Genomic DNA, 24,383 nt, shown 5'->3' on the forward strand with positions numbered 1-24,383 from the left:
TGCGGGGTCCCTTTTCATTTTCGCCAAATTCACGGTTCTGATGTTGCGCAACGGAATCTAGCGGTATAGTCGGGCCAGTCGAGGAGGGCGGCGTTGCGATGCGTCCGAATGAGGGAAGGTTGTGAAACGATGGGCTTTTTCGATAGCGCGCAAGGCATGATTGACAAGGGAGTTTCTGCGGCGAAAGGCGTTGTTTCGGGCGTTGCCGTGGAACAACAGCCCTTCATGAAGGGCTTTGCGCGCCTGTGCGCCGACGGTTGGGACCAAGGCTGGCACGAGCGCAACGGCGGGAACCTCACCTATCGCATGACCGAGGGGGAAGTGGCGGATTGCCGTCCGTTCTTCTGCGAGAACCCGTCCAACTGGATTCCCCTCGGTGTTCAGGCTGACAACCTTCGCGGAGCCTTCTTCGCCGCGACCGGTGCGGGATGCTATCTGCGCAACGTTGCCCTCGACATAGCTCGCAACGTGGGGATTGTCGAGATTAACGCCTCGGGCGATGCCTGCCGTGTAGTTTGGGGTCTTAAAGACGGGGGGAGACCTACCTCTGAATTCCCCTCCCATTTCATGATTCACTCGGTTCGCCTGGACGCGACTGGAGGTGCGTCCCGCATCCTCTACCATGCACACCCCACCAATGTGGTCGCGCTCACTTCCGTGATGCCGCTCGACGCTCGCGCTATCACGCGTGCGCTCTGGAAAGTCATGACGGAGTGCATCATCGCTTTCCCGAAAGGTGTTGGCGTAGTTCCGTGGATGGTGCCGGGAGGATCTGAGATCGCGATGGCGACAGCAAAGCTCATGGAGACTTTCGATGCGGTCATTTGGGCACAGCACGGTCTGTTCTGCTCGGGTGTCGATTTCGATTCCGCGTTCGGTCTCATGCACACCATCGAGAAGGCGGCGGATATCTATGTGAGGGCGCGCCTGCTCAACGGGGGCGGCGATTTTGCGAACACCATATCCGACGACGGGCTTCGCGCCATCGCCCGGGATTTGAGGCTGGATGTAAATGAGACGTTCCTTGACTAGGTTTCTTCCAGCCGGGCTTTGGCGCACAGTGAGCAATCCGCGATCGAATAAACGTGCTAGCAACATCTCCGTGGGGAATCGGCGAAGTGTTTCGCTTCGGATAAAGCAGGGCGCTATAATAACTCGCTGCAATTAACACGACTGACCCGCTGGGGCTTTATTTACTGGGGGCTTGGCTTATATGGCGAAGATGATAGACAAGGCCGCGAAGAACGACCTGACACCCGAGGAAGACGAGGTGCTCGACACCATCTTCACCATTCCAAATCTCATTTCGACGATTCGCCTGTGCATGGTTCCGTGCTTCATCGTTTTGCTTCTGACCGGCTACGACATCCTTGCGACGGTTCTTTTCGCCGTGGCGGCGGGAACCGACTGGATTGACGGGCAAATCGCTCGCCGCACGCACACGGTCTCGAAGCTTGGTCGACTGCTTGACCCCGCCGTCGATCGCATCCTCATGATCTCAGGCGTCGTGTGCCTGCTCGCCGTCGGGCGCCTGCCGCTCTGGGTTGTCGTCTTGGTCCTTGGCCGCGATCTGCTGCTCCTTATCGGAGGGGCGTATCTGCTCAAGAAGTGGCGCATTCGCGTTGCGGTAATCTATCCTGGCAAGGTGGCGACAACGTTTTTGTTCGTCGGATTTGCAGCGCTCCTTCTTAACTGGCCGGTCCTTGCTGGCATGGGGGTTGTGCCCTTCTCTTGGCTGCCGGGTTTCTCTTCCGGCCCTTACTCGTGGGGCATCTGGTTTGTCTACGCAGGCCTTATCGTCGGCGCTTTCACGACGATCTATTACGTCGCAGCGGGCGCCCTCAAGCTATCCGCTGCGAAGCGCGAAATGCGCAAGGCACGTGCCGAATAACGTTTTCGGACGCTGGAAATCTAGTTTTGCCGCCCTTTTCCTATGACGGGGTGGGCACAAACGCTACACTGTACGAGTTAACCCTAGCTATCGGGTCAAATTTTGCATCCAATAGCTTGGTGACGTGGGCAAGGGCGCTCATGCGCCGGGTAAGATAAGGAAGGACTTGAGGTGTTTTTTCAAGAAGAAATCGAGACTATGCCGCGCGAACAGCTGCGCGAGCTTCAGCTCGAGCGAATGAAGAAGTCGATTCGTCACGCGTACGACAATGTCGATTTCTATAAGAAGTCCTTCGCCGAGGCCGGTGTCACGCCCGATGACCTGACCTGCCTCGAGGATATCGCGAAGTTCCCGTTCGTCGTCAAGCAGGACATGCGCGACGCTTATCCGTTCGGCCTTTTCGCCGTTCCGAAGAAGGACGTTGCCCGCATCCATGCATCCTCTGGCACCACCGGCCAGGCGACGGTCGTCGGGCATACCGCGAATGACATCAAGAACTGGGGCGACTGCTTCGCCCGCGGCATCTACATGGTTGGCGGCTCCGCCGATTCGACCGTTCAGGTGTCCTACGGCTACGGCCTGTTCACAGGTGGTCTCGGTGCACACTATGGCGCTGAAGCCGCTGGCTGCTCGGTCATCCCGACCTCTTCGGGCAACACGAAGCGCCAGATCCAAATGATGGCCGATCTCGGTACCGACATCCTGTGCTGCACGCCTTCCTACGCGCTTTATTTGGCCGATACGGCTATCAGCATGGGCTATGATCCTGCAAAGGATTTCAAGCTCTCCGCCGGCATCTTCGGCGCCGAGCCTGCCTCCGAGAACATGCGCCAGGAAATCCGCGACAAGCTCGGCATCCGCTACTGCGATGTGTACGGCCTGTCCGAGGTCATGGGTCCGGGCGTCGCGATGGAATGCTCCGAGTCCCATGGCTTGCATCTGGCAGAAGACCATTTCTTCGCCGAGATCATCGACCCTGAGACGCTCCAACCGGTGCCTGACGGCACGTATGGCGAGCTCGTGTTCACCACGCTTACGCGCGAGTGCTGCCCGCTTGTGCGCTACCGCACGCGCGACATCACCCGCATCATCAACGAGGAGTGCGCATGCGGGCGCACCCATCGCAAGATCGACCGCATCATCGGCCGCTCTGATGATATGATGATTATCCGCGGTGTGAACGTGTTCCCGCAGCAGATCGAGCAAATCATCACCGGCTTCGACGAGATCACGGCGCACTATCAAATTGTGCTCACCGATAATGGACCGCTCGACAAGGTCACGCTGAACGTCGAGACGGTGCCCGAGTTCCCGATCGACGAGATCCGCAAGCTCGAGGACTTGAAGGCGCGTCTTGGCGCCGAGCTTAAGAGCAACCTGCAGATCAAGGTTGACATCAAGATCGTCGAGCCGAAGTCTATCGAGCGCAGCGAAGGCAAAGCCAAGCGTGTCATCGACTTGAGAGAAGGGAAGCACTAATGATTTCTCAGCTGACTGTTTTCCTGGAGAACGACAAGGGTCGCCTCGCTTCTGCATGCCGCGTGCTGAGCGATGCGGGCGTGAACCTGCATGCCCTGAATCTCGCCGATACAGCCGATTTCGGTGTCGCCCGTGTCCTCGCCGATACCCCTCATGCCGCTGCCGAGGCGCTTCGCGCGGCCGGCTATCGCGCGATGGTCACACCGGTCCTTGCCGTTCGCGTCCCCAACGTGAAGGGCGGACTCGCGACTCTGCTTGAGTTTTTGGACCAGCAGTCCGTCAACATCGAGTACGGATACTGCTTCTCCGTCAATCCCGAAATGGCGATCGATGTGCTGAAAATTGGTGAAGCGGAAGGCATCGAGGCCAAGCTCGAAGAGGCTGGCTTCGCAACTGTATCCCCGGAAGAGGTTTACCAGCTTGATTGCTAGCTCTCGTCATATCGCGCGTAGCGCCCGTGCCCCCTTCGGGGTGCGGGCGCTTTCCGCGCTTTGCGCCTGCATTCTCGCAGTCTCGCTCTCGTTCACTCTCGTGCCCGCCACCGCTTTCGCCGGCGTCGCGAAAACCGATGTCGTCGCTGGCGAGACCGTCGAGTCGCGCGGGCTTGCCGTCTCGCAGTGCCCAAGCATCGATGCGACGTACGCTTATGTCATCGACGGCAACGGTACGGTGTATTTCGAGCGCGACCCCGACAAGCAGACGCATATCGCCTCGGTGACCAAGATCATGACGGCGATCGTTGCCTTGGAGAACTCCCAGCTCACCGATCAGGTGACGGTGAGCGCTGAGGCAGCCTCCATCGGCGAGTCCTCGGCATCGCTCAAGGAGGGCGACGTGCTTTCGATGGAGGACGCCATCAAGGCGCTTCTCACCTCGTCGGGCAACGACGCGGCTATCGCCATCGCGGATACCGTAGGCGCGAAGCTCGGCGGCGCGGGCGGCGCGCGGGCGGCATTCGTTGCCGCGATGAACGCTAAGGCGGGGGCTCTCGGGTGCGCAAACACGCTGTTCGCTAATCCCCATGGGCTCGATTTCAACCAATACGCGGGTGATATGCACAGTACGGCCCGCGATGTGGCAACGATGTCCGCCTACGCGATGAAAAGCCAGACGTTCCGCGATATCGTCTCGAAGGACAAGGCGACGATCACGGTCACGCGCGGGGGAGTCGCAACTCCGCTCGAGCTGGAATCGACCGATGAGCTTATCGGCGTCTACGAGGGCGCTTGCGGCATAAAGACAGGATTCACTTCGCTCGCCGGGGAATGTTTTGCGGGTGCCTGCAACCGCGATGGGCTCGACTTATATGCAATCGTGCTCAACTCGTCAAGCGAGCAGCAGCGCTTCACGGACGCGAAGACGCTTTTCGACTGGGTATACGCCAATAGTGTGAACTACTCGTATGCCCATGCGAGCGAAACGGCTACGATGTCCTGGGGTTCTTCCACCAAGGAAGTTCCCGTCGTTGCCGAGGTCGCGCATGGCGATTGGACGGATAAGACGATCAAAGCGACCTTCTCCGAACCAGACGGCTCGCTCGACGTGTTCTCGCTCAAAGGCAACGTGAGCTGTACAATGAGTTTCGACAACGTGAGCGGGAATGTGCATGAGGGCGACAAAGTTGGTAGCGCTGTCTTCAAGCAGCACAACGAGACGATTGCCACGGTCAACCTTATCGCGTGCGAGGACGTTGCGGCGCCGAATCCTCTCGAAGCTGTCGGTATTTGGGTGGGCAGGCTTCTGTCTCATTTCACCGGGAGTCAGACCGTTGCAGCGTCCGTTGACTTGAACGACACCCCGCTCATCAACGACAAGACGAAGGCCAAGTACTGATTCGCTACACTTTCATATGCAAGACGAAAGAAGGACGAGCATTATGACTGAAACGTGCCCCGTATGCGGTGCAACTCTTAACCCAGATGCTTCTGCGTGTCCGACCTGCGGATTCAAGTTGCTTGGCGCAACGCAGAGCTTCAAGCCGTTTCCCATTGAGGGAAGGGACGTGCCTGCGGCAGACCATCCGCAACACCAGTTCGTGCTGAGAGTTGTCAAGGGTCCCCAAATCGGAATGGTCTACAGGCTCGGCGATGCGCCGATGAGCGTCGGGCGCAATCCGCAGTGCGACATCTTCTTGAACGATATGACGGTCTCGCGCAGCCATGCCGTGGTCGAGCCTACGGGTGATGGCTACACGATTACCGACGACAGCTCGTTTAACGGGGTGTGGGTCAACAACGACAACGTCGAGGCGCGCGAGCTTCACGAGGGCGACGTGGTGCAAATCGGAGCTTTCTGCCTCGTCTATCGGGAGGAATAGACGCATCGGCGCATAAGGCGAGATTTACGAGAGGGTTTTACATGGAATTGTTAAGCGGAAATGAGGCGATTGCTCAGGGGGCTTGGGAAGCCGGTGCCCGTATTGGCGTCGCGTACCCGGGCACCCCTTCGACTGAGACGCTCGAGGCGTTTGCGAAGAAGGATGGCGTCTATGCCGAGTGGTGCGTGAACGAGAAGGTTGCCGTTGAGGTGGGCATCGGCGCATCTGCCGGTGGCGCCCGCGTTCTTTCGACCATGAAGCACGTCGGCGTGAACGTCGCGGCGGATCCCCTGTTCACTGCCGCCTATACCGGCGTTGGCGGAGGATTTGTCGTGCTGGCTGCCGACGATCCGGGCATGTACTCCTCGCAAAACGAGCAGGATTCTCACTACTACGCCTGCGCGGCGCATATTCCCATGCTCGACCCAGCTGATTCCGCCGAGGCGCTCGCTTTCACGCGCGACGCGTTCGAGCTTTCCGAGCGATTCGATGTGCCCTTCTTCATCCGCTCTTCGGTGCGCGTCTCGCATACGAAGACGCCGGTCGAGGTCGGGTCCCGAAAAGAGGTCGAGCCCGCTCCCTACGAGAGCAACCCTGCAAAGTGGGTCATGATGCCCGCGTTCGCGAAGCCGCGCCGCAAGGTGCAGCTCGAGCGCATCGAGGCGCTCTCCGAATGGGCCGAGACTTGCGCGTACAACCAGGTCATAAGGCGAGGCGACAAGGTCGGCGTCGTCTGCGCCGGCGCGGTTTCCCAGCATGTGCTGGAAGGGTTGCCCGATGCATCGGTCTTCAAGCTTGGATGCACGTGGCCCCTTCCCGAGAAGGCGCTTCACTCGTTCGCTGAGAGCGTTGAGACGCTTTACGTCGTCGAGGAAGCGTCGTGCTATCTGACCGATGCCGTGTCCGCGCTCGGAATCGACGTCGCGAGTTCCCCCGAGCCCCTTCCGCGCGACGGCGAGCTCTCGGTCGGGCTCATCCGCGCCGCTTTCGGTTTCCCCGAGCCCGCGCACGCTGCCGCCCAGGCAGACGTTCCGGGCCGCCCACCTGCGCTGTGCCCCGGCTGCCCTCATCGCCTCGTCTTCAAGGAGCTCTCGCGCTGCAAGGCCATCGTGACGGGCGACATTGGCTGCTACACGTTGGGCGCTTTGCCGCCGCTTTCCGCAATGGACACCTGCGTTGACATGGGCGCATCTGTGTCGATGGCCCACGGCTTCGAGCTTGCGTTCGCGGGTCGCGAGCATCGTCCCGTCGTTGCTGTGATCGGCGACTCCACGTTCGCGCATTCCGGCCTTTCGTCGCTTATCTCGACGGTTTACAACAAGGGCGCGGGCACCGTCTGCATTCTCGACAACCGCACGACGGCCATGACCGGTCGCCAGGGCAACCCGTTCAACGGCGAGACGCTCCAGCACCGCCCCTCGCGCGAGCTCGATATGGAAGGCGTCTTGAAGGCGCTCGGCATCGAGGACGTTCGCACGGTCGATCCGCACGATGCGAGGGCCGTCCGTCGCGCCTTGAAAGAGGCAACTTCCGCCACTGATACGCTTTCGGTGATCGTCTTCAGGGCTCCGTGCGTTCTGCTCGAGCGCCATCGCGAGCCTGTATTCGAGGTTTCTTCCCAGTGCACGGCATGCGGCGCGTGCATCACCCTCGGCTGTCCTGCGATTTCCAAGGACGAGTCGACCGGCCAGGCGCTTATCGATCGCGACATGTGCATCGGCTGCGGACAGTGCGCGCAGTACTGTGCACGCGGCTTCATTGTTCAGGATTAGGAGGGGACCCGATGAGTTCGAACACGAAAACGGTTCTTCTTTGCGGCGTTGGCGGCCAAGGCACGATTCTCGCTGCCGATTTGCTTGCCCGTGCTGCCGAGGAGAGCGGGCTTGACGTGAAGGTTTCCGAGATCCATGGCATGGCCCAGCGCGGCGGCGCGGTGACCACCGTCGTGCGATTCGGTGATAAGGTTCAGTCCATGATTGCCGATTTAGGCTCGGCGGACTGCGTCGTGTCATTCGAAACGACCGAGGCGCTTCGCAACCTTCCCTACGTGAAGGAAGGCGGCAGCCTCTTTGTGAACGACGAGTCAATCAAGCCCCTTCCCGTCGCAACGGGTCGCGCCTCCATGCCTGAGCATGCACGCGAGCGGTTGCGCGATGCGGGTGCGATGCTCATTCCCGCAACCGAGCTTGCCCGCAAGGCGGGTACCACGAAGGCGGCCAACGTCGTGCTGCTCGGTGCGCTCTCACGCGCTCTCGGCTTCCCGACGGACGTATGGAATCGGGTCATCGCCGCCCGCGTTCCCGAGAAGTATCTCGATGTCAACCTCGAGGCGTTCAAGCTGGGTGCCTCGTTTTCCGCGGAATAAGCGAGAAGGAGTGGTCTTATGAGCGTTTCCCAAATCAGCGTCTTCATCGAAAGCGAGCCCGGCCATCTCGTACGCGTGCTCGATTCCTTCGTCGAGGCGGGCGTCAACGTTCGCGGCTACAGCGCTTCCGATACCGGCGATTACGGTATCGTGCGCTTCATCGTCGACAACCCCGATGCGGCGCTCGCGGTGCTTCGTGAGCAGAACGCCGCCTGCGCGAAGTCCGAGGTGCTCGTGCTGCGTTTGGAGGACACGCCTGGCGAGCTTGCACGCGTCATGGGAATCATCGCCGACTGCCACATCAACGTAACGTATAGCTATTCGCTCATCAGCACGTATATCGTCCTCTCGGTGAACGACGTCGCTGCCGCCGAGAGGATGCTCGAAAGCGAGCCCGTTGAGCTTCTGGGCCAGGATGATCTTGCGCATCTTGTTGCGTAACCGCTTAAGAAAGTTGTGATGATAGTGAACAGTACCGCTGAAGAGATATTCGATCCCTCCGTGAAAGGCGCCGCCCTCAAGGCTGCTGCTGCGGGGAATTTCGACGTGCTTCCTATGTTCGACCGCGCCATGGAGACCTCGAGCCGCGAGCGCATCCGCGCAATCCAGCTTGAGAAGCTGATCGCTCAGGTTGCCTACACCTACGAGAACGTGGCGTGGTATCGCGACAAGATGAACGAGATGGGCGTTACGCCCGAGGACATCAAGACGCTCGAAGATATCCGCAAGCTTCCCTTCACCGATAAGAACGCGCTGCGCGAGACGTTCCCCTATGGGCTTTTCGCCCAGCCGCTCGACAAGATCGTCGAGATGCACTCGTCCTCGGGAACGACGGGCAAGCCGATTGTCGTTGGCTACACCAAGCATGACATGACCGTTTGGAGCGATTGCATCGCGCGTCTTGCTAGCATGGCGGGCGTCGTCCCGGGCGATCGCGTGCAGATGGCGTTCGGCTACGGCATGTTCACCGGCGGTTTCGGCCTCCATTACGGCTGCATGAAACTTGGCTGCACGATGATTCCGGCGGGTTCGGGCAACACCGAGCGCCATATCCAGATGATCGAGGACTACGGTACGACTGTAATCATCGCGACGCCCACCTACGCCCTCCATATTTGCGAGGTGGGGGAAAAGATGGGCTATGATTGGGAGAAGTCGACGTTGCGCGTCGGGCTTTTCGGCGGCGAGCCCTGCCCGCCTGCGCTCAAGGCGGAAATCGAGAACCGCATGCACATCGTGTGCACCGACAACTACGGGTTGACCGAGGTCATGGGGCCGGGCGTGTCGGGCGAGTGCCTTGCTGAGCGCGATATGCAGCACATAGCCGAGGACCATTTCCTGTGGGAGGTCGTCGACCCGGTGACCGGCGAGCCCGTGCCTGAAGGTGAGATGGGCGAGCTCGTTTTGACGCCGCTCGACAAAGAAGGCATCCCTGTGCTTCGCTACCGTACGCACGACTTGACGCGCGTCGTTACCGAGAAGTGCAGCTGCGGCCGCACGCATGCGCGCATGCAGAAGGTCCGCGCGCGCTGCGACGACATGCTCATCATCCGCGGTACGAACGTGTTCCCGAGCCAGGTCGAGGACGTGCTCGCGGGCATCGAGGGTGTCACCCCGCACTACCTTATTGTGGTTGACAATGAGACCGGTCTTGATCGCATGACGGTCAATGTCGAGCTCAAGCCTGAGGCATTCAGTGACTCGTTCGAGGTGATGGATAACTTCCGCCAGATGGTCGCCGAAAAGCTCAAGGGCACGCTGCTTGTTGGCGTGAAGGTGAAGCTTGTCGAGCCGGGTGGCATCGAGCGCTCGACCGGAAAGACGAAACACGTAAAGGACCTGCGCAAGTAGCGCTTCTGGTCTTATTCGATGCCGGCGGCGTTTGTCGTCGGCATCGTTGTTTTGGGGCTCTGGCTTGCGCGGGGCTTGGGGTTTGTTCTGGTTGTTGCATCATGAGGGAGCGAAAGGGGTTATGCGGTGAGCGAGAAGGTGGTCGGGCGTTTTGCTCCGTCGCCCACGGGGCGCATGCATGCGGGTAACATCTACGCTGCACTTGCGGCGTGGCTCGTCGCGAAGTCCCAGGGTGGCGATATCGTTCTGCGCATCGAGGATTTGGACCGCGAGCGCTCGAAGCCCGAATATATCGACGCGGTTCAGCGGGACTTCGAGATGCTCGGCTTGACGTGGGATCGCGGCCCCTTCTTTCAACACGATAGGGGCGAGGTCTACGCCGCCGCCTTTGATTCGCTCGAAGAGAGGGGCCTAATCTACCCCTGTTATTGCACGCGCGCCGACTTGCATGCGGCATCTGCCCCTCATCGTGGGGAAAAGCTCGTCTATCCGGGAACCTGCCGGTCGCTTTCCGCCAAGGAGCGCGCGGCGAAGGAGGCTTCGGGGCGAATGCCTGCCATGCGGCTGCGAACACCTGACGAGATCATTTCGTTTCATGACACCATCCAGGGCGATTACTCCCAAAACCTTGAGCGCGATTGCGGCGACTTCCTCGTTCGCCGATCCGACCAAGCTTTCGCCTATCAGCTCGCCGTCGTCGTCGACGATGCCGCACAAGGGGTGAACAGCGTGGTGAGAGGCGTCGACTTGCTATGCTCGACCCCGCAGCAGATCTACCTTCAGGACCTGCTTGGCCTACCGCATCCCGTCTACGGCCACATCCCACTTCTTGTAGCTGAACGAGATCGTCGCCTCTCAAAGCGCGATCACGACGCATCGCTTGATGCCTTAATCGCAAGATTCGGCTCCCCTGAGGCGATTATCGGACATATCGCAGGGATCACGGGCCTTGCACCCACGGCAGATCCAGCAAGTCCCGAGCAGCTTCTTTCTTGCTTCTCGCTTAAGAACCTTCATGGTAGAATTCAGATAGCCTGGATTTGATAACCTGTCCGACTAGGGGATAGGCGGCGTTCTCGTCGTCGTATGAAAGAGAGGTTTCATCATGGGATACTCAAAGATTCTCGTAGGTTACGATTGCTCCGACGCTTCGAATCGCGCGCTTGCTGACGCTTATGAGCTCGTCGATCACGGTCTGGCCGAAGGTGTGGTCGTCGTCACGGTTACCGACTTGGCGAAGACGGGCGACCCGGCGTTCAATGCAGCCGCGCGCGCTGCGGGCGTTCTTCTTACTTCCATCGGCGACGAAGAGGAAGCGCTTTCCAATTTGAAAAAGAATGTCGGCAATCGCGTCGTCGGCCATGAGGACGTCACGACGCTGCGCGTTGCGTTCGGGAAGCCGCACGAGCTGATCATCTCGATCGCGAAGGCGGAGGGCTGCGGGCTCATCGTCATGGGAAGCCGCGGCTTGGGCGCTGTCCGCTCGATGTTGGGCAGCGTTTCGACGGCGGTCCTTCGCGAGTCGGAGATTCCCGTTCTCGTGACGAAGTAACGCCTTCCCACGTGGTCGTTCGCGAAAGCGATATATGCCCTGCATCCCGAAGGCTGACATCGGAATGCAGGACATTTTTATGCGACGGGAATATGAGCACTTGCGCGTACTGCCGTCAATAGGGTCGAGGCATTGACGATTTGGCGGCCTCTTAGGCGATGAAGGCGATGGCGCTGCTCGCGATGATTGCGGCGGCATAGAACGACCCAAGCGCGATGTTCACGCTGCAGATCTGCGCCATGGCCCCAATGCGGGCCGGGGGAGCGAGAGGGTTGCTCAAGAGCGCCTTCAGCAAAGGATAGGAAGCTAACAGCGCGAACACCAAGATGATCGCACCGCGCGGGAAGAACACCGCAACAACGACTACGATCGCAGCGAGCCAGCAGAAGACGAGTGCATGGTAGAGCTTGCGAGCACGCGGTCGGCCGAGCAGCGTCGGCAGCGTGCGGCGGCTCACTTCGATGTCTTTCTCGATGTCGAAGGTGTTGTTCGTCATCATGATGAGCCCGATCCCGATGATTGTTGGGATCGACCAGACAAGCACGATGAAATCGAGATGACCCGTGAGGACTTGATAGCACGCGAGCGGAATGAGCCCGCCCATGACGAACCCACTTACCACTTCTCCGATTGGAAGGTAGGAGATAGGCGTTTTGCCAGCTGAATAGGCGATGACGATCACCGCGCCGATGATTCCAAGGACAAGCGGGATCCATCCGGCGCAATAGATGACGTAGACGCCGATCGCGAAGGCGGCGACGAGCAATCCAATTGCCAGGCGAAGCGCCGACGCGGGGTTGATATGGTTGTACACGAGCACAGCGTCGGTTATGTCGACATTATCCTCTTCGCTGTCTGCGCCTTTGACGAAGTCGTAATAGTCGTTGAAGGTGTTGACCGAAGCCTGCATAAGGATGCAGATGGCGAGCAGGGCGCACACCATAAGGACGTCGAGGGCGGGGGAGTGCACGACCGCGCAGCTTGTGGCGACGAGCACGGGCAGAATGGATGCGGGCCATGTGTGCGGAGCGGCAAGCTCGACAGCCATCTTCAACGTGAATCTCTCGTAAGGTTGCTGGTCTTTGCTTGAAACTGATTCGGTCATTGTCTCGTTTTGCCCTTCTTGATATCTCGACGCGCCGCGATGCGCTACCATACTAAGAGGTATTCTACCGTTTTTTAGAAGGTGTGCTCGTTATGCGTCTGAATGTGCCCATATCCGTTCGCTACGGCGAAACCGATATGATGGGAGTCGTCTATCATGCCAATTACATCCTCTACTTTGAGGATGCTCGTGAGAAATATCTCGCTGAGTTAGGATTCCCCTATGCTGATTTGGAAGCGCGGGGACTTATCTCTCCCGTCCTCCATGTCGAGTGCGACTACGGCGAGTCCGTTCGATACGGGGACAAGGTTGTTGTGCAGCTTGCCGTCACCGCGCTCAAACCGACGAAGGTGCAGTTTCGCTACAAAGTCCTCGATGGAGAAGCGCTCGATTTCGACGTGGCGAAGCCGTTTGCGACAGGAATGAGCGAGCATTGTCTTATTCGGCGCGATGATTTTAAGCCGGTGAGCATGAAAAAGGTGGTATCGGAGCTTTACGATCGCTACAAAGCGGCGCTTGAATCAGATTATCAATGAGAGTAACGGCAACGTTTGAAAGGGAGTTTTCTCGTGATTGAACTCGATGATTCCAAGACACTGTTTTCGTTCGGCAAGGATTTGGAGCCAGTACTGAAGGTGCCGTCAGGAGAGACGGTGCGCATCCGTACGAAGGACTGCTTCGGCAACCAGCTACAAGGCCCCGAAGATCAACTGAGCGAAATCGACTGGGAGGCGATCAACCCCGCAACGGGCCCGATTTATGTCGAAGGCGCTGTTGCGGGTGGCACGTTGAAGGTTCATATCGACAATATCGAACTCGATGCGCAGACAAGTTCTTGCACCGGAAAAGACGAGGGTGTTTGCGGCGACCGCTTCAGTGACTGGGCGACGCATTTTTGCAAGGTCGAGGACGGCAAGGTCGTGTGGGATGAGCGCCTGAGCATCCCGGTTGCCCCGATGATTGGCGTCATCGGTGTTGCCCCCGAAGGCGAGCCGGTCAACTGCGGAACGCCGGGCAAGCATGGCGGCAACATGGACAACACCGCCATCGCCGCAGGTGCGACGCTGTATTTCCCCGTTGCCGTCGATGGTGCGCTGTTCGGTTGCGGTGACATGCATGCTGTCATGGGCGATGGCGAGGTGAGCGTGTCGGGCGCAGAAGTTGCCGGTTATGCGACGGTGACGCTGACCGCGTTGCCCGAGCTTTCGGTTCCGAACCCCCTGATTGAGAACGATACGCATTTCGGCATCATCGTTTCCGCCGAATCGCTCGATAAGGCTGCCGAACTCGCGGTTCAGCAAATGGTCGACCTGCTTGCATCGCGTACCAACGAGTCGGAAGCTGACCTGGTCATGCTGCTCTCGCTTGTGGCCGACGTACGTGTCTGCCAGATGGTCGATCCCGAGAAGACGGTTCGCTTCATGGTCCCGAAATACGTGCTCGACGCTATCGGCTTTTCATTATAAGGAGCGAATATGGGCGCTTCCAAGCCCGCCGAGAAGGCCTTAATGCCGCTGCTCGCTGCAGTCCTGGCCGTGTCGCTTTGCCCTCTCGTGCCCGCCGAGGAAGCGCAGCCATAGTCTTCGCGCGCGCCTTCGAATGGGGAATCCTAGAGTAAGCCCAGCGTCAAGCGCAGTGATTTCTCCCTTCCTCTTCATCCGAACTCGAAAAGGAAGGGGGTTGCCTTCTTGAATGCGTGGCTTGCGATTCGGAGAGTTTACGTAATGAAAGACCTCCTCAAAAGAATGGGGGAGCCTGTCTGGTCTATTTGAGTGTCGTAGGATACACTTGTTCATGTCCTGTCATTAATTGCAAATGGAGGTCGTCTTGATGGCGGCCTCCATTTTTTTCACTCGATTGAATTTCTGTATTCGGTTTTGATAGCGTGAGCTACTTCGGCATCTCGTGGGGGAGCAGAGGCGCGAGGTAGCCTTTGTCCGCGAGCGCGCGCCCGATGGTCTCGAGTGCCTCCTCGTCATCGGCCGCGATAAGATGGTAATGGTAGCCTGAAGTCGCAGTGCTCAATGGGGCTGACTTGCCGCTTTCGATGTCGTTGATGAAGCGCGAGATGTCTTCCTCTGTCTCGATGGCGAGCGGGGCGCTCAGAAAACCGTAGGCGCGATGGCTGATTGAGACGTTTACAACGCGCCCGCCTGCGGAAATGATCGTTTCAAGCTCATCTCTAGTTTGCGCGGGATCGTGGTGTACCTTGAACGTTCGCTCGCACAGCCCGCTATCGTTGGATGCCTCGCATCTATCGTTGCGGGCTTCGGCTTTTACCTCTACCGATCTGGTAACTTTGCGCGAATCGCTTTCCAACACATATCCCTGCGAGGTGCCGACAATGCTCGCTCCCGTCTCACGTAAAAGCGCAATATCTTGCACAATGATTTGCCGGCTTACGCCAAGCTGTTGGGCAAGGATTCCACCCGTCAGCGGTTCATCACCGTTTTTTAAAAGAAGAAGCAACGCCTCGCGACGTTTTTGCGCTTTCGATGTCATGATCGCGTCTCGCTTCCGCCAGTTTCTTTGTCCAGCAAGCGTAGGTGCTTCATGGACACATCGAGGATAGGAGAGGAGTGCGTCAAAGCCCCGCTTGATACAAAATCAATTCCCAAATCGATGATAGAGCGCACATTCGCTGCGTCAATATTGCCCGAGCATTCCGTTTGAGCTTTGCCATCGATGAGCGCTATGGCGGCGGCCATGGTGCCATGGTCCATGTTGTCGAGCATGATGATGTCCGCGGCCGCATCCACCGCTTCGCGCACCTGATCGAGCGTTTCGCATTCGACCTCGATCTTGCGCACGAATGGGGCATAGGCGCGAGCTGCTTCGATAGCTGGTCGAATACCGCCAGCTGCGGCGATGTGGTTGTCCTTGAGCATCACGCCGTCGGAGAGGTTGTATCGGTGATTGTGCCCGCCGCCGCATCGTACAGCCTCTTTTTCGAACACGCGCATGTTCGGGGTGGTTTTGCGCGTGTCGATGAGCGTGGTTCCGCTGCCCTCGAGAAGCGCGGCAACCTTTCTCGTGTAAGTGGCGATGCCGCTCATGCGCTGAAGATAGTTGAGTGCCACGCGTTCGCCCGACAGGAGCGCACGAACGTCGCCAAACACCGTCGCTAGCTTTTGACCTGCGACGATATCGCTACCTTCTTCTGCGTATCGTTCGACATTGCTTTCGAGATCGAGAATGGCGAATGTCCGCTCGAACACGTCGAGGCCGCAGAGCACACCGTCGGCCTTCGCGATGAGGTCGACGGCGGCAGGGTGCGCTTCAGGCATGATGGCGGCAGTCGACACGTCCTCGTTGGTAATGTCCTCGGCCAAGGCGGCTCGGATGAGCGGCTCGGCGACGGTAGTCAGTGTGATGGGGCTCATGCGCACACGGCCTCCTTTGTCATGCAGAATTCCTTGTAAGCTTTCGCCTCGGCGCCGATCGGATGCTCGCTGTACGTTTGCGGAAAGGGCGAGGGGAGGCTTTCTTTTCGGGCTATATCCCACGCTGCGCGCTGTGCGAACACGAGCGATTCGAGTAGTGAGTTGCTCGCGAGGCGGTTTTTACCATGCACGCCGTTGCAGCTGGTCTCGCCAACGGCGTAGAGCGAAGGCATAGTGGTAGCGCTGTGCCGATCGACGTGTACTCCTCCCATGAAGTAATGCTGTGCGGGAACGACGGGAATCGGTTCTTGCGTGATGTCGTAGCCCTCGGTCAGACAGTGTTCGTAAATTTGTTTGAAATGGCTCATGATTTCGTTTTTCGGAACATTGGCAAAGGAGAGTCGAACGTAGTCGGAACCTTCTTTAGCCATTTGCTGTTCGATAGCTGCACTCACTACATCTCGTGGTTGAAGCTCGTCGGTGAATCGCCTTCCTCGTGCATCCAGCAGCACGGCTCCTTCGCCGCGGCAGGATTCCGAGATAAGGAATGCGCGTCCGGGTTTGGAAGTGTAGAGCGATGTGGGGTGAATCTGCACGTAATCGGTATGCTCGAGCGCTATGCCGTGAGCTTGTGCAATACGTAGTGCGTCTCCGGTGAGGCAGGGGAAGTTGGTGGATCGCTCGTACATCCCGCCGATACCCCCGCATGCCCAAACGGTGGCGTTCGCGGTGATGGACACCGTCCGTCCATCACCGCTGTGCGCGGCAACGCCTCGACAGCGCTCGCAAGCGTTCTTCTGTTGAGATACCTGACGGGTGTATTGACAGTTTCGGAGACTAACATTCGCTTCGGTGAGGATGTCGTCCATGCAGGTATTTTCGAGGATGCGCACGTTCGCTAATTGCTTTACTGCTGCCAAAAGCTTCGTCGTGATCTCGGCGCCTGTGGTGTCTTGGTGGTAACAGATGCGCGCGCGGCTGTGAGCGCCTTCGCGAGTGTAGCGCAACGTCCCGTCATCGTTTCGAGCGAAGTCAACGCCAAAGTTCATTAAATTGTCGATAACGCTGCGACTCGCGCGAATCATAAGGTCCACGCTTTCGCGACGGTTCTCGAAATGACCTGCTCGCAAGGTGTCTTTAAAGAAGGGCTCATAATCATTGTCGTTACGTTGCATGCAGATACCGCCTTGCGCCAGCATGGAGTCGCATTCATCGAGTGTCGTTTTCGCCAACATGATGACGGACAGCTCGCGCGGAAGGTTGAGCGCACAATACAGGCCTGCCACGCCGCATCCGACGATGACGACGTCGAAGAAAAGGTGTTCGATTCTCTCACCCATGTTGTCCTACTTTGCTGCGTATTCCAGCATGCGCTCAAGTGTCAGTCGTGCAGCGGGGGCAAGGTTCTCGTCAACGTGCACCTCAAAAGGCGCCGGATTGCGTAGACAGGCTGCAAGTTTCGGCAGCGTGACCAGATCCATGTTCTCGCAGCGGGGGGTCGTGGTGGGGAAGTGGAAACGCTTGTCGGTGCCGGCGTTTCTGCGGGTGAGCTCGCGCAAGATCCCCACGACGGTGCAGACGATGAAGTCTTTTGCGTCGGAAGCGGTTGCGTGTTCGATTATGCCTTTTGTGGAGCCGATGAAATCCGCCTCGGCCAGCACGTCCGCCGGGCATTCAGGATGTGCCATTACCACGGCATCGGGGTAGGCTTCCTCAAGATCGATTACCTGCTTTCGGCTGATGGTCATGTGTCGTGGGCAGTAGCCCTTATTCAGAATGACATGCTTATCGGGAATCTGCTCGGCAACGTAGCGACCTAAGTTCATGTCGGGAATGAACAGGAGGTTGCGCTGTGGCAAGGAGCTGCAGATTTTCACGGCGTTCGAAGAGGTGACGCATACGTCCGACCACGTTTTCGCTTCGGCGGTGGAGTTCACGTAGCATACGACGGCGAGGTCGCCGGCGTACTTCGCGCGGATAGAGTCGATGTCGGCCTTGCGGATCATGTGCGCCATCGGGCAGTCCGCAGCAGGTTCGGGCAGGAGCACCGTTTTCTTAGGGTTCAGCAGTTTCGCCGATTCTCCCATGAATTCCACGCCACAGAGTACGATGGTCTGCTGAGGAAGGTCAACGGCAAGCTTTGCCAGCGCGAAGCTGTCTCCAACGTAGTCGGCAATATCCTGCACCTCGGGTGGCACATAGTAATGAGCCAGGATGACAGCGTCTTGGCTTGTTTTAAGCCGCTTTATTTCGGCCGACAATGCTTCGATGTTGACAGCTGCGTCGTGTTCCGCTGATGCCAGAGCATCTGAGGCGTGCGTTGTGTTTGGCCTGGAATCGCGATTGCCTAGTTCGTTCATGCTCGCTCCATGTTTCGTATCGTTGCTCACGGATTGAGTATGACGTAGCACTTTACAGATGACTTGTCATCTGTAAAGTGCACACCTTATCTTCATTTGTTTAAGATTACATAACGCCTATTATCAATCATTTATATCTAGTATAAGAGCGGATGCATGGTGAATTAGCGAACCCTTGAATGGGCTTTTGATTGAAGCGTGGTTTGGCTAGCCGAAACGCTGTCGTTTCTCTAGCCCCAGGTGGACGTAGCTGTTCCTGCGGTGTTTACCGCACCGCCTCCGAAAAGTGTCGTCAGGTTACCGGTCTGTGAGGCTTCGAGCACGGCTGGCATCACGAGCGCCAGCGAAATGACATTAAGGACAAGCGCTATCGTGCAGATAATCAGTGCAATGGCGCCTGGTTTTGCCGCTTGCATGACCTTTTGTGAAAATGCTTGGTCTTGCGGTTGTTTTTTCAGCATGGTGTTGATTCTCGAACGAGCTATCAACGAGCATATAAGTCCTGCCGTACTCAGCAAGACTCCGCCGATGATGAGCGAGACAGGTCCAGCGATGTTGGCGAACGTAATCAGTTTCCTCGTTGAGGCGAGTTTTTGCTCTATTTCTTCGCTATTCCGCACTGCTATCCTTCGTCTCGTAAATTATCAAGTTGTTGACCTGGGGTTTCATATATGAAGCTCTGAGAGCCGTTCTAAGATACGATCTTGGTTTCTTTGGGCAACTATGCCGTGGAAATCGTTAGCTTTGAACGCCGCTGCTTCCGAATCCGAAGTCGCCGCGCCCGGTTTCGTCCAATGAGTCTCTGCATTCGAAGTTTGCGTTCTCTACCTTCATGATAACGAGCTGAGCAATGCGGTCGCCTTTTTGCGCTTGGAAGGTATCTTTTGGGTCAAGATTGATCAGGGTGACCTTCAGCTCGCCTCGGTAGTCGCTGTCGATAAGTCCCGGCGTGTTGACGATAGATATTCCGTGCTTCACAGCAAGGCCGCTCCTCGGCATAACAAAGCCTGCATAGCCTCTTGGCAGTGCGATTGCGACTCCTGTTGGAACAAGCTTTCGTTCGAAGGGCTTGAGCGAAAAATCTTCGGCTGAGCGCAGGTCTACGCCTGCGTCGCCCTCGTATGCGTAACGGGGAACCTCCAAGGTTTCATCAAGCCGTTTTATAGGAACGAGTAACTGTTCTGGCATGATTTATCGCAACTCCTCAAGTGCTTCAGCGAATTCTTCAATGTTTTGAAAGTCTTTGTATACGCTCGCGAACCTGACATAGGCGACATCGTCGAGCTTTGCAAGGCGCTTCAGCGCCATATCGCCAAGTTCTTTCGATCTTATTTCGGTGCGTGAGGTATTGCGAAGCTCTGTTTCGATGCTGTCGATCAAGTCGTCGACCTGCTCTTTCGAAATCGGCCGCTTGGCGCATGCGATAAGCAGGCCCCTGAACAGCTTGTTGCGATCGTAAGCTTCGGACGAACCATCGACTTTAACGATGACAAGCGGGTTATCGCCTAAGCGCTCGTATGTGGTGAATCGGCGTTGGCATTTCAGGCACTCTCGGCGCCTTCTAATCGATGTTCCGTCTTCGGATGGGCGTGAGTCTACGACTTTTGATTCAAGGTAGCCGCAGGAGGGACAACGCATGCGCATGCTCCTTTAAACTTTACTTCTGTTAAAGGTATCATACCGTATGGATTGTCCCTTACGGCTTTGATCAGGATGTCCGCACAATTGAAGATGCGGATACCACCAAAAGGTTTCTTACAGGAAAAACAGGATAAACGAAGCGATTGTCATTGCGACGCCGCATGCGATTACGTGTGATGGCTTCATATCGCTGTGGGAGATGCCGCGCAAGGTTCCTTCTTTGAGGCTTCGCACCATCTTGCGATCATCGAGTGGCGTGGTGAAGAGCGCTTTGAGTTGGGAGAAGTCTGAAGGCTGTGCCGCCGTGCTGTTCTGTTCGAAAGACTCCCAATCGAACTCGTTTTGCGCAATAGCTGGGAACTCGATGATGGTCGCAGATTGCGATTGCTCTGCTGAACTGGGCTTCAGCGCGGCTGATCCGTGTACGGGGTACCTCATTTCGAAATTTCCCATCTTTGTGCCTCCTTGCCCTTGCGTAGAACCTTTGTTCGCGTTTATAATAAATCGAACAAAGGTTCACGTCAATAATTATTTCAAACATTTGTTCGATTTATTGAAAGGACGCACTATGGCCACCAAAGTGACGAAGCGTCAACAAGCTGTTCTCGATTGCATTGAGGATTGCATTCGGGAAAAGGGCTACGGGCCGACGGTTCGTGAGGTATGCCATGCTCTGGGGCTTTCCTCCCCTTCCACCGTCCATGTCCACCTGAAGGCTCTCGAAGAAAAGGGCCTTATCAAACGAGACCCTTTAAAATCTCGATCAATTTCGCTTACCTACCCTCTTGAGGGCTCATCGGTACAGGCGAGCTCCGTTCCAGATGTCGTTCAGCCGAGCTTTAGTAAAATCGTGAACGTGCCTCTTGTGGGCGATGTCGCTGCAGGCGTGCCAATTCTTGCTGAAGAGAATATTACCGACACGATTTCCCTTCCGACCGACATTGTCGGCGATGCCCCCTCGTTCCTCTTGTCCGTGCGCGGCGAATCAATGATCGAGGCAGGTATCAACGACGGCGATTATGTGGTCGTTAAGGAGCAGCCAGTTGCCAATAACGGCGATATCGTTGTCGCTATCATCGACGATGGGGCAACCGTGAAGCGCTTCTACAAGGAGAAAGACCATATCCGGCTTCAGCCGGAGAACTCCTCCATGGATCCGATTATCACCACGAATTGCTCTATCGCGGGCAAGGTAGTTGCGGTGTTCCGTCGTTTGTAAGGTAGGGCTGAAAGGCGTTGACATAGCTTCGGGGGACGAACATTGTGATGGCGGTCCCCTGCTCTTCGTGGGTTTCGCTCACGATATGGCAGCGCTCATGAGCCTTTGCAACAAGAGCCCCCTTTGCATAGGGAATGAGGACGCTCATATGCGTATCGGCAGCTGAAGCGGCTTGCGCGATTCGTTTGACGAGCTCCTCAATCCCCTCTCCTGTTGCAGCGGATATCGCAATCGACTGCGGGTAACGGGACTTGAGAGCGCTAATGTCTTCGTCGCTTAGCAGATCGCACTTGTTGAATACCTCGATTCGAGGGATCGATTGAGCGCCGATTTGCTCGAGCGTCTCGTCGACGGCATCGCGTTGGCCCTCTCGTTCGCTTGAGGAAGCATCAACTACGTGCAGAATCAAATGCGCTCCCGTGATTTCATCGAGTGTCGACTTGAATGCCTCAATCAAGGTCGTCGGCAGTTTTTGAATGAACCCAACGGTGTCGGTGACGGTTATTTCACGCCCTTCGGGCAGCTCGAACTTCCTTGTCGTGGAGTCGAGGGTTGCAAAGAGCTTGTCATAGCTGAGGACATCGGCGTCGCAGAGGCGGTTGATCAAACTTGATTTACCTGCATTGGTGTATCCGGCCAGAGCAACGCGGAACATGCCGCTCGAATATCGTTCCTCGCGCTGCAGCGACCGAACGTCAGCTAAGTGAGCGAGCTCGCGCTTGATGGAGGTGATTCGCTTGCGTACCATCCTTCGGTCGACTTCGAGCTGGCTTTCGCCTTCGCCGAAGCGCGATCCGACACCGCCCCCCATGCGATTCGAGGCGAGATGCGCCCACATGCCGCGAAGGCGGGGGTAGAGATATTGGTTCTGTGCGAGGCGCACCTGCAACCTGCCCTCTTTCGAGGCGGCATGGAGCGCGAAGATGTCAAGGATGAGCGCCGTGCGATCGATGATCTTGACGCTCTTATCGACGGTCTTTTCGAGGTTAGATTGTTGCGACGGGATGAGCTCATCGTCGAATATGACCAGGTCCGCCGCATATGAGCGAGCAAGCTGGGCAATCTCTTCCGCTTTGCCTGTTCCGACGAACGTTCGAGGATTGGGTGATTCGAGCTTCTGCGTCGTCTTCGCGACGGTGTCAGCTCCCGCAGTGTCGGCGAGGCGCTCAAGTTCGGCGAGCGAAGAGTCGAGGGACCACTTCTGGTTCGGACGATCAACCCCGACGAGGATTGCTCGTTCCCGCTGTTCCTCAAACGTCGTTTGCGCTCCCTTGGTGAGCACCGTGGCGAACTGCTCCATGCTTACAGGACTACCGTTCCCTCGAACGCCTCGGCGGCAGGTCCCGTCATCATGACATGGTCGTCCTCGGCCCAAAGGATGTGGAGCACGCCACCGCGGAGGATGAGGTCGTTTTCGCGTCCGGTGCGTTCGGTCAACGCAGCAGCGACGCAGGTTGCGCATGCGCCCGTGCCGCACGCAAGAGTCTCGCCGCAGCCGCGCTCGTACACGCGCATCTCGATTCCCGCCTCTCCGATGTGGGCAAACTCGATATTGGCCTTCTCGGGGAATACGGGGTTCGACTCGTAGAATGCCCCGATTTTCTCAAGGTCGAGCGTCGCAAGTGACCTTTCCTCAGAAGTGAACAGGTCTTTCGGCAGTGCGTTGAAGTCGTTGATGAAGGTGATCGCATGAGGGTTGCCCATTGAGACGCAGGTGAAAGCGAACGGCCCCCAGGGCGAGTCGATTTCGATTTCGCGAGCATAGGCCGCGCCCGCCGGAGACGTTGCGTTCGCCTTGGCGTTAACGGGAACCTCGCTCGGCTCGAGGATCGGATGGCCCATATCGACCGTTGCTTGGGTCATCCGATCCTCATCGTCGACAGTGAAGCTGATCGGCTTCGGTCCTGCGAGCGTATCAGCGACAAACGAGCCGTCGCTCGCCTGCACGTATCCACGGTCGACGAGGAACTTCGCGAAGCAGCGCACGCCATTGCCGCACATTTGGGCAAGCGTTCCGTCTGAGTTGATGTAGTGCATATAGGCGGCGCACTCTGGTCTCTCGGAGGGGCGCACAAGAATGACGCCATCGGCGCCGATGCCGAAATGACGATCGCAAAGCCAGGAAACCTGGGACGTGGTCAGCTCGATCTCGTTAGAAAGATCGTCCACGAAGACAAAGTCGTTGCCAGCTCCGTTAAGTTTGGTGAATGAAAGCTCCATAGGTGCATGTCCTCTTTCTGTTGGCTTAGGCGCCCATTGTATCAAGTGAGTGTTGCGCTTGTGTTGCGATTGCTTCAGCGTTTCCGGAATCCGCGTCAATCCATGCAATTCGCGTATCTTTGCGAAACCATGTACGCTGTCGTTTTGCGTATCGTCGTGTTGCGGTCTTGATCTGCTCGATGGCCTCGTCAAGCGAGATATCCCCATCGAGGGCAGATACGATTTCCTTGTATCCGATAGCCTGAGGTGCGGTGATACCCTGGCGAAAGCCTTTGTCGAGCAATCGTTCAACCTCGCAGACGAGACCACATTCGATCATGTTGTCTACACGCCGTTCGATTCGCTTGTTGAGTATTTCTGGATCAACGGCGAGTCCGATAAACTTGGCAGGAACAGCTTGAGGAATCGATGCGAGATTCTCCTTTTGGATCGCATACGTTGTGCCCTCTTCGAGAAGCTCGAATGCCCTGATCACGCGTCTTACATTGTTCGGATGGATGACGGACGCGCTTTCGGGGTCTCGCTCGCGTAGTCGCTCCCAAAGGTTATCGGCGCCGTTTTCCTCGTAGTAGGCAGTCCACTTTTCGCGTACGGGGTTGTCGACCTGCTCCCCTTTCGGGAAGTCATAGGCATCGATTGCCGCGCGGACGTAGAGTCCCGTTCCCCCGACAAGCAGTGCCCTCTTTCCACGTTTGTCGATATCAGAGAAGCATTCTCTTGCATATTCCTGATATATGGCTGCCGAATACGGCTCCCCCGGGTTCACGAGGTCGAACCCGAAATGGGGAACAAGCCGTTCCTCTTCAGGAAGTTTGCCAGTGCCAATGTCCATGCCGCGGTAAATCTGCATGGAATCGGCGCTCACCACTTCCCCACCGAGATTTTGCGCAAGCAGCTGCGCAACGTCGGTCTTTCCTGATGCCGTCGGACCAACGACGCAGATGACAGGGCGCATAAGCGGAAGGCTGATGGTCGTCTTCCCCGTTTCGTCGATCATGGC

General features: G+C 57.4%; 27 protein-coding genes and 1 pseudogene. 15 read left to right on the top strand and 13 right to left on the bottom strand.

Features of this window, described 5'->3' with window-relative positions; all coding sequences use genetic code 11:
* Positions 1-129: 129 nt before the first annotated feature.
* From rhaD to ACMRQN_RS04575, 12 genes are all read left to right on the top strand, one after another.
* Positions 130-1,032: a rhamnulose-1-phosphate aldolase gene (gene rhaD / locus ACMRQN_RS04520; RefSeq protein ID WP_417295269.1), complete on the top strand. Its 903-nt coding sequence runs from the start codon at positions 130-132 to the stop codon at positions 1,030-1,032.
* Positions 1,033-1,213: 181 nt separating this feature from the next.
* On the top strand, positions 1,214-1,891 hold the full coding sequence (locus ACMRQN_RS04525) for a CDP-alcohol phosphatidyltransferase family protein (RefSeq protein WP_418733992.1): 678 nt from the start codon (positions 1,214-1,216) through the stop codon (positions 1,889-1,891).
* Between the two features lie 171 nt (positions 1,892-2,062).
* Complete coding sequence (locus ACMRQN_RS04530; protein WP_418733993.1) at positions 2,063-3,370, top strand: phenylacetate--CoA ligase family protein; 1,308 nt, start codon at positions 2,063-2,065, stop codon at positions 3,368-3,370.
* A complete protein-coding gene (locus tag ACMRQN_RS04535; RefSeq protein WP_276997151.1) occupies positions 3,370-3,801 on the top strand; it encodes an amino acid-binding protein in 432 nt (143 codons plus the stop codon). Before ACMRQN_RS04530 ends, ACMRQN_RS04535 begins: the two co-directional genes overlap by 1 nt.
* The gene (locus ACMRQN_RS04540) at positions 3,791-5,203 is read left to right on the top strand and encodes a D-alanyl-D-alanine carboxypeptidase family protein (protein WP_418733994.1); all 1,413 of its coding nucleotides are present in this window, start codon (positions 3,791-3,793) and stop codon (positions 5,201-5,203) included. The genes ACMRQN_RS04535 and ACMRQN_RS04540 overlap by 11 nt, the downstream gene beginning before the upstream one ends.
* A 43-nt stretch (positions 5,204-5,246) precedes the next feature.
* On the top strand, positions 5,247-5,687 hold the full coding sequence (locus tag ACMRQN_RS04545) for an FHA domain-containing protein (protein ID WP_418733995.1): 441 nt from the start codon (positions 5,247-5,249) through the stop codon (positions 5,685-5,687).
* 41 nt (positions 5,688-5,728) lie between these two features.
* Complete coding sequence (locus tag ACMRQN_RS04550; protein WP_418733996.1) at positions 5,729-7,459, top strand: thiamine pyrophosphate-dependent enzyme; 1,731 nt, start codon at positions 5,729-5,731, stop codon at positions 7,457-7,459.
* 11 nt (positions 7,460-7,470) lie between these two features.
* Positions 7,471-8,052 carry an indolepyruvate oxidoreductase subunit beta gene (locus ACMRQN_RS04555; RefSeq protein WP_158048557.1) on the top strand — a complete coding sequence of 194 codons (582 nt, stop codon included), beginning with the start codon at positions 7,471-7,473 and terminating at the stop codon, positions 8,050-8,052.
* A gap of 18 nt (positions 8,053-8,070) precedes the next feature.
* Positions 8,071-8,493: an amino acid-binding protein gene (locus ACMRQN_RS04560; RefSeq protein ID WP_276995744.1), complete on the top strand. Its 423-nt coding sequence runs from the start codon at positions 8,071-8,073 to the stop codon at positions 8,491-8,493.
* 18 nt (positions 8,494-8,511) lie between these two features.
* Positions 8,512-9,903: a phenylacetate--CoA ligase family protein gene (locus ACMRQN_RS04565; protein ID WP_418733997.1), complete on the top strand. Its 1,392-nt coding sequence runs from the start codon at positions 8,512-8,514 to the stop codon at positions 9,901-9,903.
* A gap of 126 nt (positions 9,904-10,029) precedes the next feature.
* The gene (gene gluQRS, locus ACMRQN_RS04570) at positions 10,030-10,947 is read left to right on the top strand and encodes a tRNA glutamyl-Q(34) synthetase GluQRS (RefSeq protein ID WP_418733998.1); all 918 of its coding nucleotides are present in this window, start codon (positions 10,030-10,032) and stop codon (positions 10,945-10,947) included.
* Between the two features lie 61 nt (positions 10,948-11,008).
* Positions 11,009-11,455, top strand: coding sequence for a universal stress protein (locus ACMRQN_RS04575; protein ID WP_418733999.1), 447 nt, complete (start codon positions 11,009-11,011; stop codon positions 11,453-11,455).
* 151 nt (positions 11,456-11,606) lie between these two features.
* Here the strand turns inward: ACMRQN_RS04575 and ACMRQN_RS04580 are convergent, their stop codons facing one another.
* Positions 11,607-12,560 (bottom strand): prenyltransferase, encoded by a 954-nt coding sequence (locus ACMRQN_RS04580; protein ID WP_418734000.1) that lies wholly within the window; start codon positions 12,558-12,560, stop codon positions 11,607-11,609.
* A 92-nt stretch (positions 12,561-12,652) separates the two neighbouring features.
* Between ACMRQN_RS04580 and ACMRQN_RS04585 the strand changes: the two genes are divergently transcribed.
* Both ACMRQN_RS04585 and ACMRQN_RS04590 read left to right on the top strand, forming a co-directional pair.
* A complete protein-coding gene (locus tag ACMRQN_RS04585; RefSeq protein WP_418734001.1) occupies positions 12,653-13,096 on the top strand; it encodes an acyl-CoA thioesterase in 444 nt (147 codons plus the stop codon).
* A gap of 33 nt (positions 13,097-13,129) precedes the next feature.
* Positions 13,130-14,026 (top strand): acetamidase/formamidase family protein, encoded by an 897-nt coding sequence (locus ACMRQN_RS04590; protein WP_418734002.1) that lies wholly within the window; start codon positions 13,130-13,132, stop codon positions 14,024-14,026.
* Positions 14,027-14,450: 424 nt separating this feature from the next.
* On the opposite strand, the gene ACMRQN_RS04595 is transcribed toward ACMRQN_RS04590, so the two are convergent.
* From ACMRQN_RS04595 to ACMRQN_RS04635, 9 genes and pseudogenes are all read right to left on the bottom strand, one after another.
* The gene (locus ACMRQN_RS04595; RefSeq protein WP_418734091.1) at positions 14,451-14,879 is read right to left on the bottom strand and encodes a 3H domain-containing protein; all 429 of its coding nucleotides are present in this window, start codon (positions 14,877-14,879) and stop codon (positions 14,451-14,453) included.
* Between the two features lie 15 nt (positions 14,880-14,894).
* A pseudogene (locus tag ACMRQN_RS04600) lies at positions 14,895-15,062 on the bottom strand (HTH domain-containing protein); the annotation flags it as partial.
* On the bottom strand, positions 15,059-15,943 hold the full coding sequence (nadC, locus tag ACMRQN_RS04605; protein WP_418734003.1) for a carboxylating nicotinate-nucleotide diphosphorylase: 885 nt from the start codon (positions 15,941-15,943) through the stop codon (positions 15,059-15,061). The pseudogene ACMRQN_RS04600 and the gene nadC, both read right to left, overlap by 4 nt.
* Positions 15,940-17,283: an FAD-binding protein gene (locus ACMRQN_RS04610; protein ID WP_418734004.1), complete on the bottom strand. Its 1,344-nt coding sequence runs from the start codon at positions 17,281-17,283 to the stop codon at positions 15,940-15,942. Before ACMRQN_RS04610 ends, nadC begins: the two co-directional genes overlap by 4 nt.
* A gap of 6 nt (positions 17,284-17,289) precedes the next feature.
* Positions 17,290-18,303: a quinolinate synthase NadA gene (gene nadA / locus ACMRQN_RS04615; protein WP_418734005.1), complete on the bottom strand. Its 1,014-nt coding sequence runs from the start codon at positions 18,301-18,303 to the stop codon at positions 17,290-17,292.
* A gap of 230 nt (positions 18,304-18,533) precedes the next feature.
* Positions 18,534-18,923 carry a hypothetical protein gene (locus ACMRQN_RS04620; protein ID WP_418734006.1) on the bottom strand — a complete coding sequence of 130 codons (390 nt, stop codon included), beginning with the start codon at positions 18,921-18,923 and terminating at the stop codon, positions 18,534-18,536.
* Between the two features lie 118 nt (positions 18,924-19,041).
* Positions 19,042-19,491 (bottom strand): dUTP diphosphatase, encoded by a 450-nt coding sequence (dut, locus tag ACMRQN_RS04625; protein ID WP_418734007.1) that lies wholly within the window; start codon positions 19,489-19,491, stop codon positions 19,042-19,044.
* A gap of 3 nt (positions 19,492-19,494) precedes the next feature.
* The gene (gene nrdR, locus ACMRQN_RS04630; protein ID WP_296058818.1) at positions 19,495-19,941 is read right to left on the bottom strand and encodes a transcriptional regulator NrdR; all 447 of its coding nucleotides are present in this window, start codon (positions 19,939-19,941) and stop codon (positions 19,495-19,497) included.
* A gap of 117 nt (positions 19,942-20,058) precedes the next feature.
* Positions 20,059-20,397, bottom strand: a complete 339-nt coding sequence (locus tag ACMRQN_RS04635; RefSeq protein WP_418734008.1) for a hypothetical protein — start codon at positions 20,395-20,397, stop codon at positions 20,059-20,061.
* 115 nt (positions 20,398-20,512) lie between these two features.
* On the opposite strand from ACMRQN_RS04635, the gene lexA reads away from it, so the two are divergent.
* The gene (lexA, locus tag ACMRQN_RS04640; protein WP_297148885.1) at positions 20,513-21,163 is read left to right on the top strand and encodes a transcriptional repressor LexA; all 651 of its coding nucleotides are present in this window, start codon (positions 20,513-20,515) and stop codon (positions 21,161-21,163) included.
* On the opposite strand, the gene hflX is transcribed toward lexA, so the two are convergent.
* Genes hflX through miaA form a run of 3 tightly spaced genes read right to left on the bottom strand, consistent with a single transcriptional unit; the run spans position 21,123 to position 24,380 of the window.
* On the bottom strand, positions 21,123-22,463 hold the full coding sequence (hflX, locus tag ACMRQN_RS04645; protein ID WP_418734009.1) for a GTPase HflX: 1,341 nt from the start codon (positions 22,461-22,463) through the stop codon (positions 21,123-21,125). The genes lexA and hflX overlap by 41 nt on opposite strands.
* 2 nt (positions 22,464-22,465) lie before the next feature.
* Positions 22,466-23,383 (bottom strand): diaminopimelate epimerase, encoded by a 918-nt coding sequence (gene dapF / locus ACMRQN_RS04650; protein ID WP_418734010.1) that lies wholly within the window; start codon positions 23,381-23,383, stop codon positions 22,466-22,468.
* A gap of 25 nt (positions 23,384-23,408) precedes the next feature.
* Positions 23,409-24,380: a tRNA (adenosine(37)-N6)-dimethylallyltransferase MiaA gene (gene miaA / locus ACMRQN_RS04655; RefSeq protein WP_418734011.1), complete on the bottom strand. Its 972-nt coding sequence runs from the start codon at positions 24,378-24,380 to the stop codon at positions 23,409-23,411.
* Positions 24,381-24,383 lie beyond the last annotated feature (3 nt).

Origin of the sequence: Ellagibacter sp., assembly GCF_048412355.1 — a bacterium.
Classification (GTDB): Bacteria; Actinomycetota; Coriobacteriia; order Coriobacteriales; family Eggerthellaceae; genus Ellagibacter.

Bases quoted from the DNA above. Each gene is read 5' to 3' on its own strand.
- ACMRQN_RS04635 (WP_418734008.1), bottom strand. From the start codon at position 20,397: ATGGGAAATTTCGAAATGAGGTACCCCGTACACGGATCAGCCGCGCTG.
- nrdR (WP_296058818.1), bottom strand. From the start codon at position 19,941: ATGCGTTGTCCCTCCTGCGGCTACCTTGAATCAAAAGTCGTAGACTCA.
- ACMRQN_RS04550 (WP_418733996.1), top strand. From the start codon at position 5,729: ATGGAATTGTTAAGCGGAAATGAGGCGATTGCTCAGGGGGCTTGGGAA.
- ACMRQN_RS04585 (WP_418734001.1), top strand. From the start codon at position 12,653: ATGCGTCTGAATGTGCCCATATCCGTTCGCTACGGCGAAACCGATATG.
- ACMRQN_RS04545 (WP_418733995.1), top strand. From the start codon at position 5,247: ATGACTGAAACGTGCCCCGTATGCGGTGCAACTCTTAACCCAGATGCT.
- ACMRQN_RS04610 (WP_418734004.1), bottom strand. From the start codon at position 17,283: ATGGGTGAGAGAATCGAACACCTTTTCTTCGACGTCGTCATCGTCGGA.
- rhaD (WP_417295269.1), top strand. From the start codon at position 130: ATGGGCTTTTTCGATAGCGCGCAAGGCATGATTGACAAGGGAGTTTCT.
- ACMRQN_RS04565 (WP_418733997.1), top strand. From the start codon at position 8,512: ATGATAGTGAACAGTACCGCTGAAGAGATATTCGATCCCTCCGTGAAA.
- dapF (WP_418734010.1), bottom strand. From the start codon at position 23,383: ATGGAGCTTTCATTCACCAAACTTAACGGAGCTGGCAACGACTTTGTC.
- ACMRQN_RS04575 (WP_418733999.1), top strand. From the start codon at position 11,009: ATGGGATACTCAAAGATTCTCGTAGGTTACGATTGCTCCGACGCTTCG.
- ACMRQN_RS04580 (WP_418734000.1), bottom strand. From the start codon at position 12,560: ATGACCGAATCAGTTTCAAGCAAAGACCAGCAACCTTACGAGAGATTC.
- ACMRQN_RS04525 (WP_418733992.1), top strand. From the start codon at position 1,214: ATGGCGAAGATGATAGACAAGGCCGCGAAGAACGACCTGACACCCGAG.
- ACMRQN_RS04560 (WP_276995744.1), top strand. From the start codon at position 8,071: ATGAGCGTTTCCCAAATCAGCGTCTTCATCGAAAGCGAGCCCGGCCAT.
- nadC (WP_418734003.1), bottom strand. From the start codon at position 15,943: ATGAGCCCCATCACACTGACTACCGTCGCCGAGCCGCTCATCCGAGCC.
- dut (WP_418734007.1), bottom strand. From the start codon at position 19,491: ATGCCAGAACAGTTACTCGTTCCTATAAAACGGCTTGATGAAACCTTG.
- ACMRQN_RS04555 (WP_158048557.1), top strand. From the start codon at position 7,471: ATGAGTTCGAACACGAAAACGGTTCTTCTTTGCGGCGTTGGCGGCCAA.
- nadA (WP_418734005.1), bottom strand. From the start codon at position 18,303: ATGAACGAACTAGGCAATCGCGATTCCAGGCCAAACACAACGCACGCC.
- miaA (WP_418734011.1), bottom strand. From the start codon at position 24,380: ATGATCGACGAAACGGGGAAGACGACCATCAGCCTTCCGCTTATGCGC.
- ACMRQN_RS04535 (WP_276997151.1), top strand. From the start codon at position 3,370: ATGATTTCTCAGCTGACTGTTTTCCTGGAGAACGACAAGGGTCGCCTC.
- lexA (WP_297148885.1), top strand. From the start codon at position 20,513: ATGGCCACCAAAGTGACGAAGCGTCAACAAGCTGTTCTCGATTGCATT.
- hflX (WP_418734009.1), bottom strand. From the start codon at position 22,463: ATGGAGCAGTTCGCCACGGTGCTCACCAAGGGAGCGCAAACGACGTTT.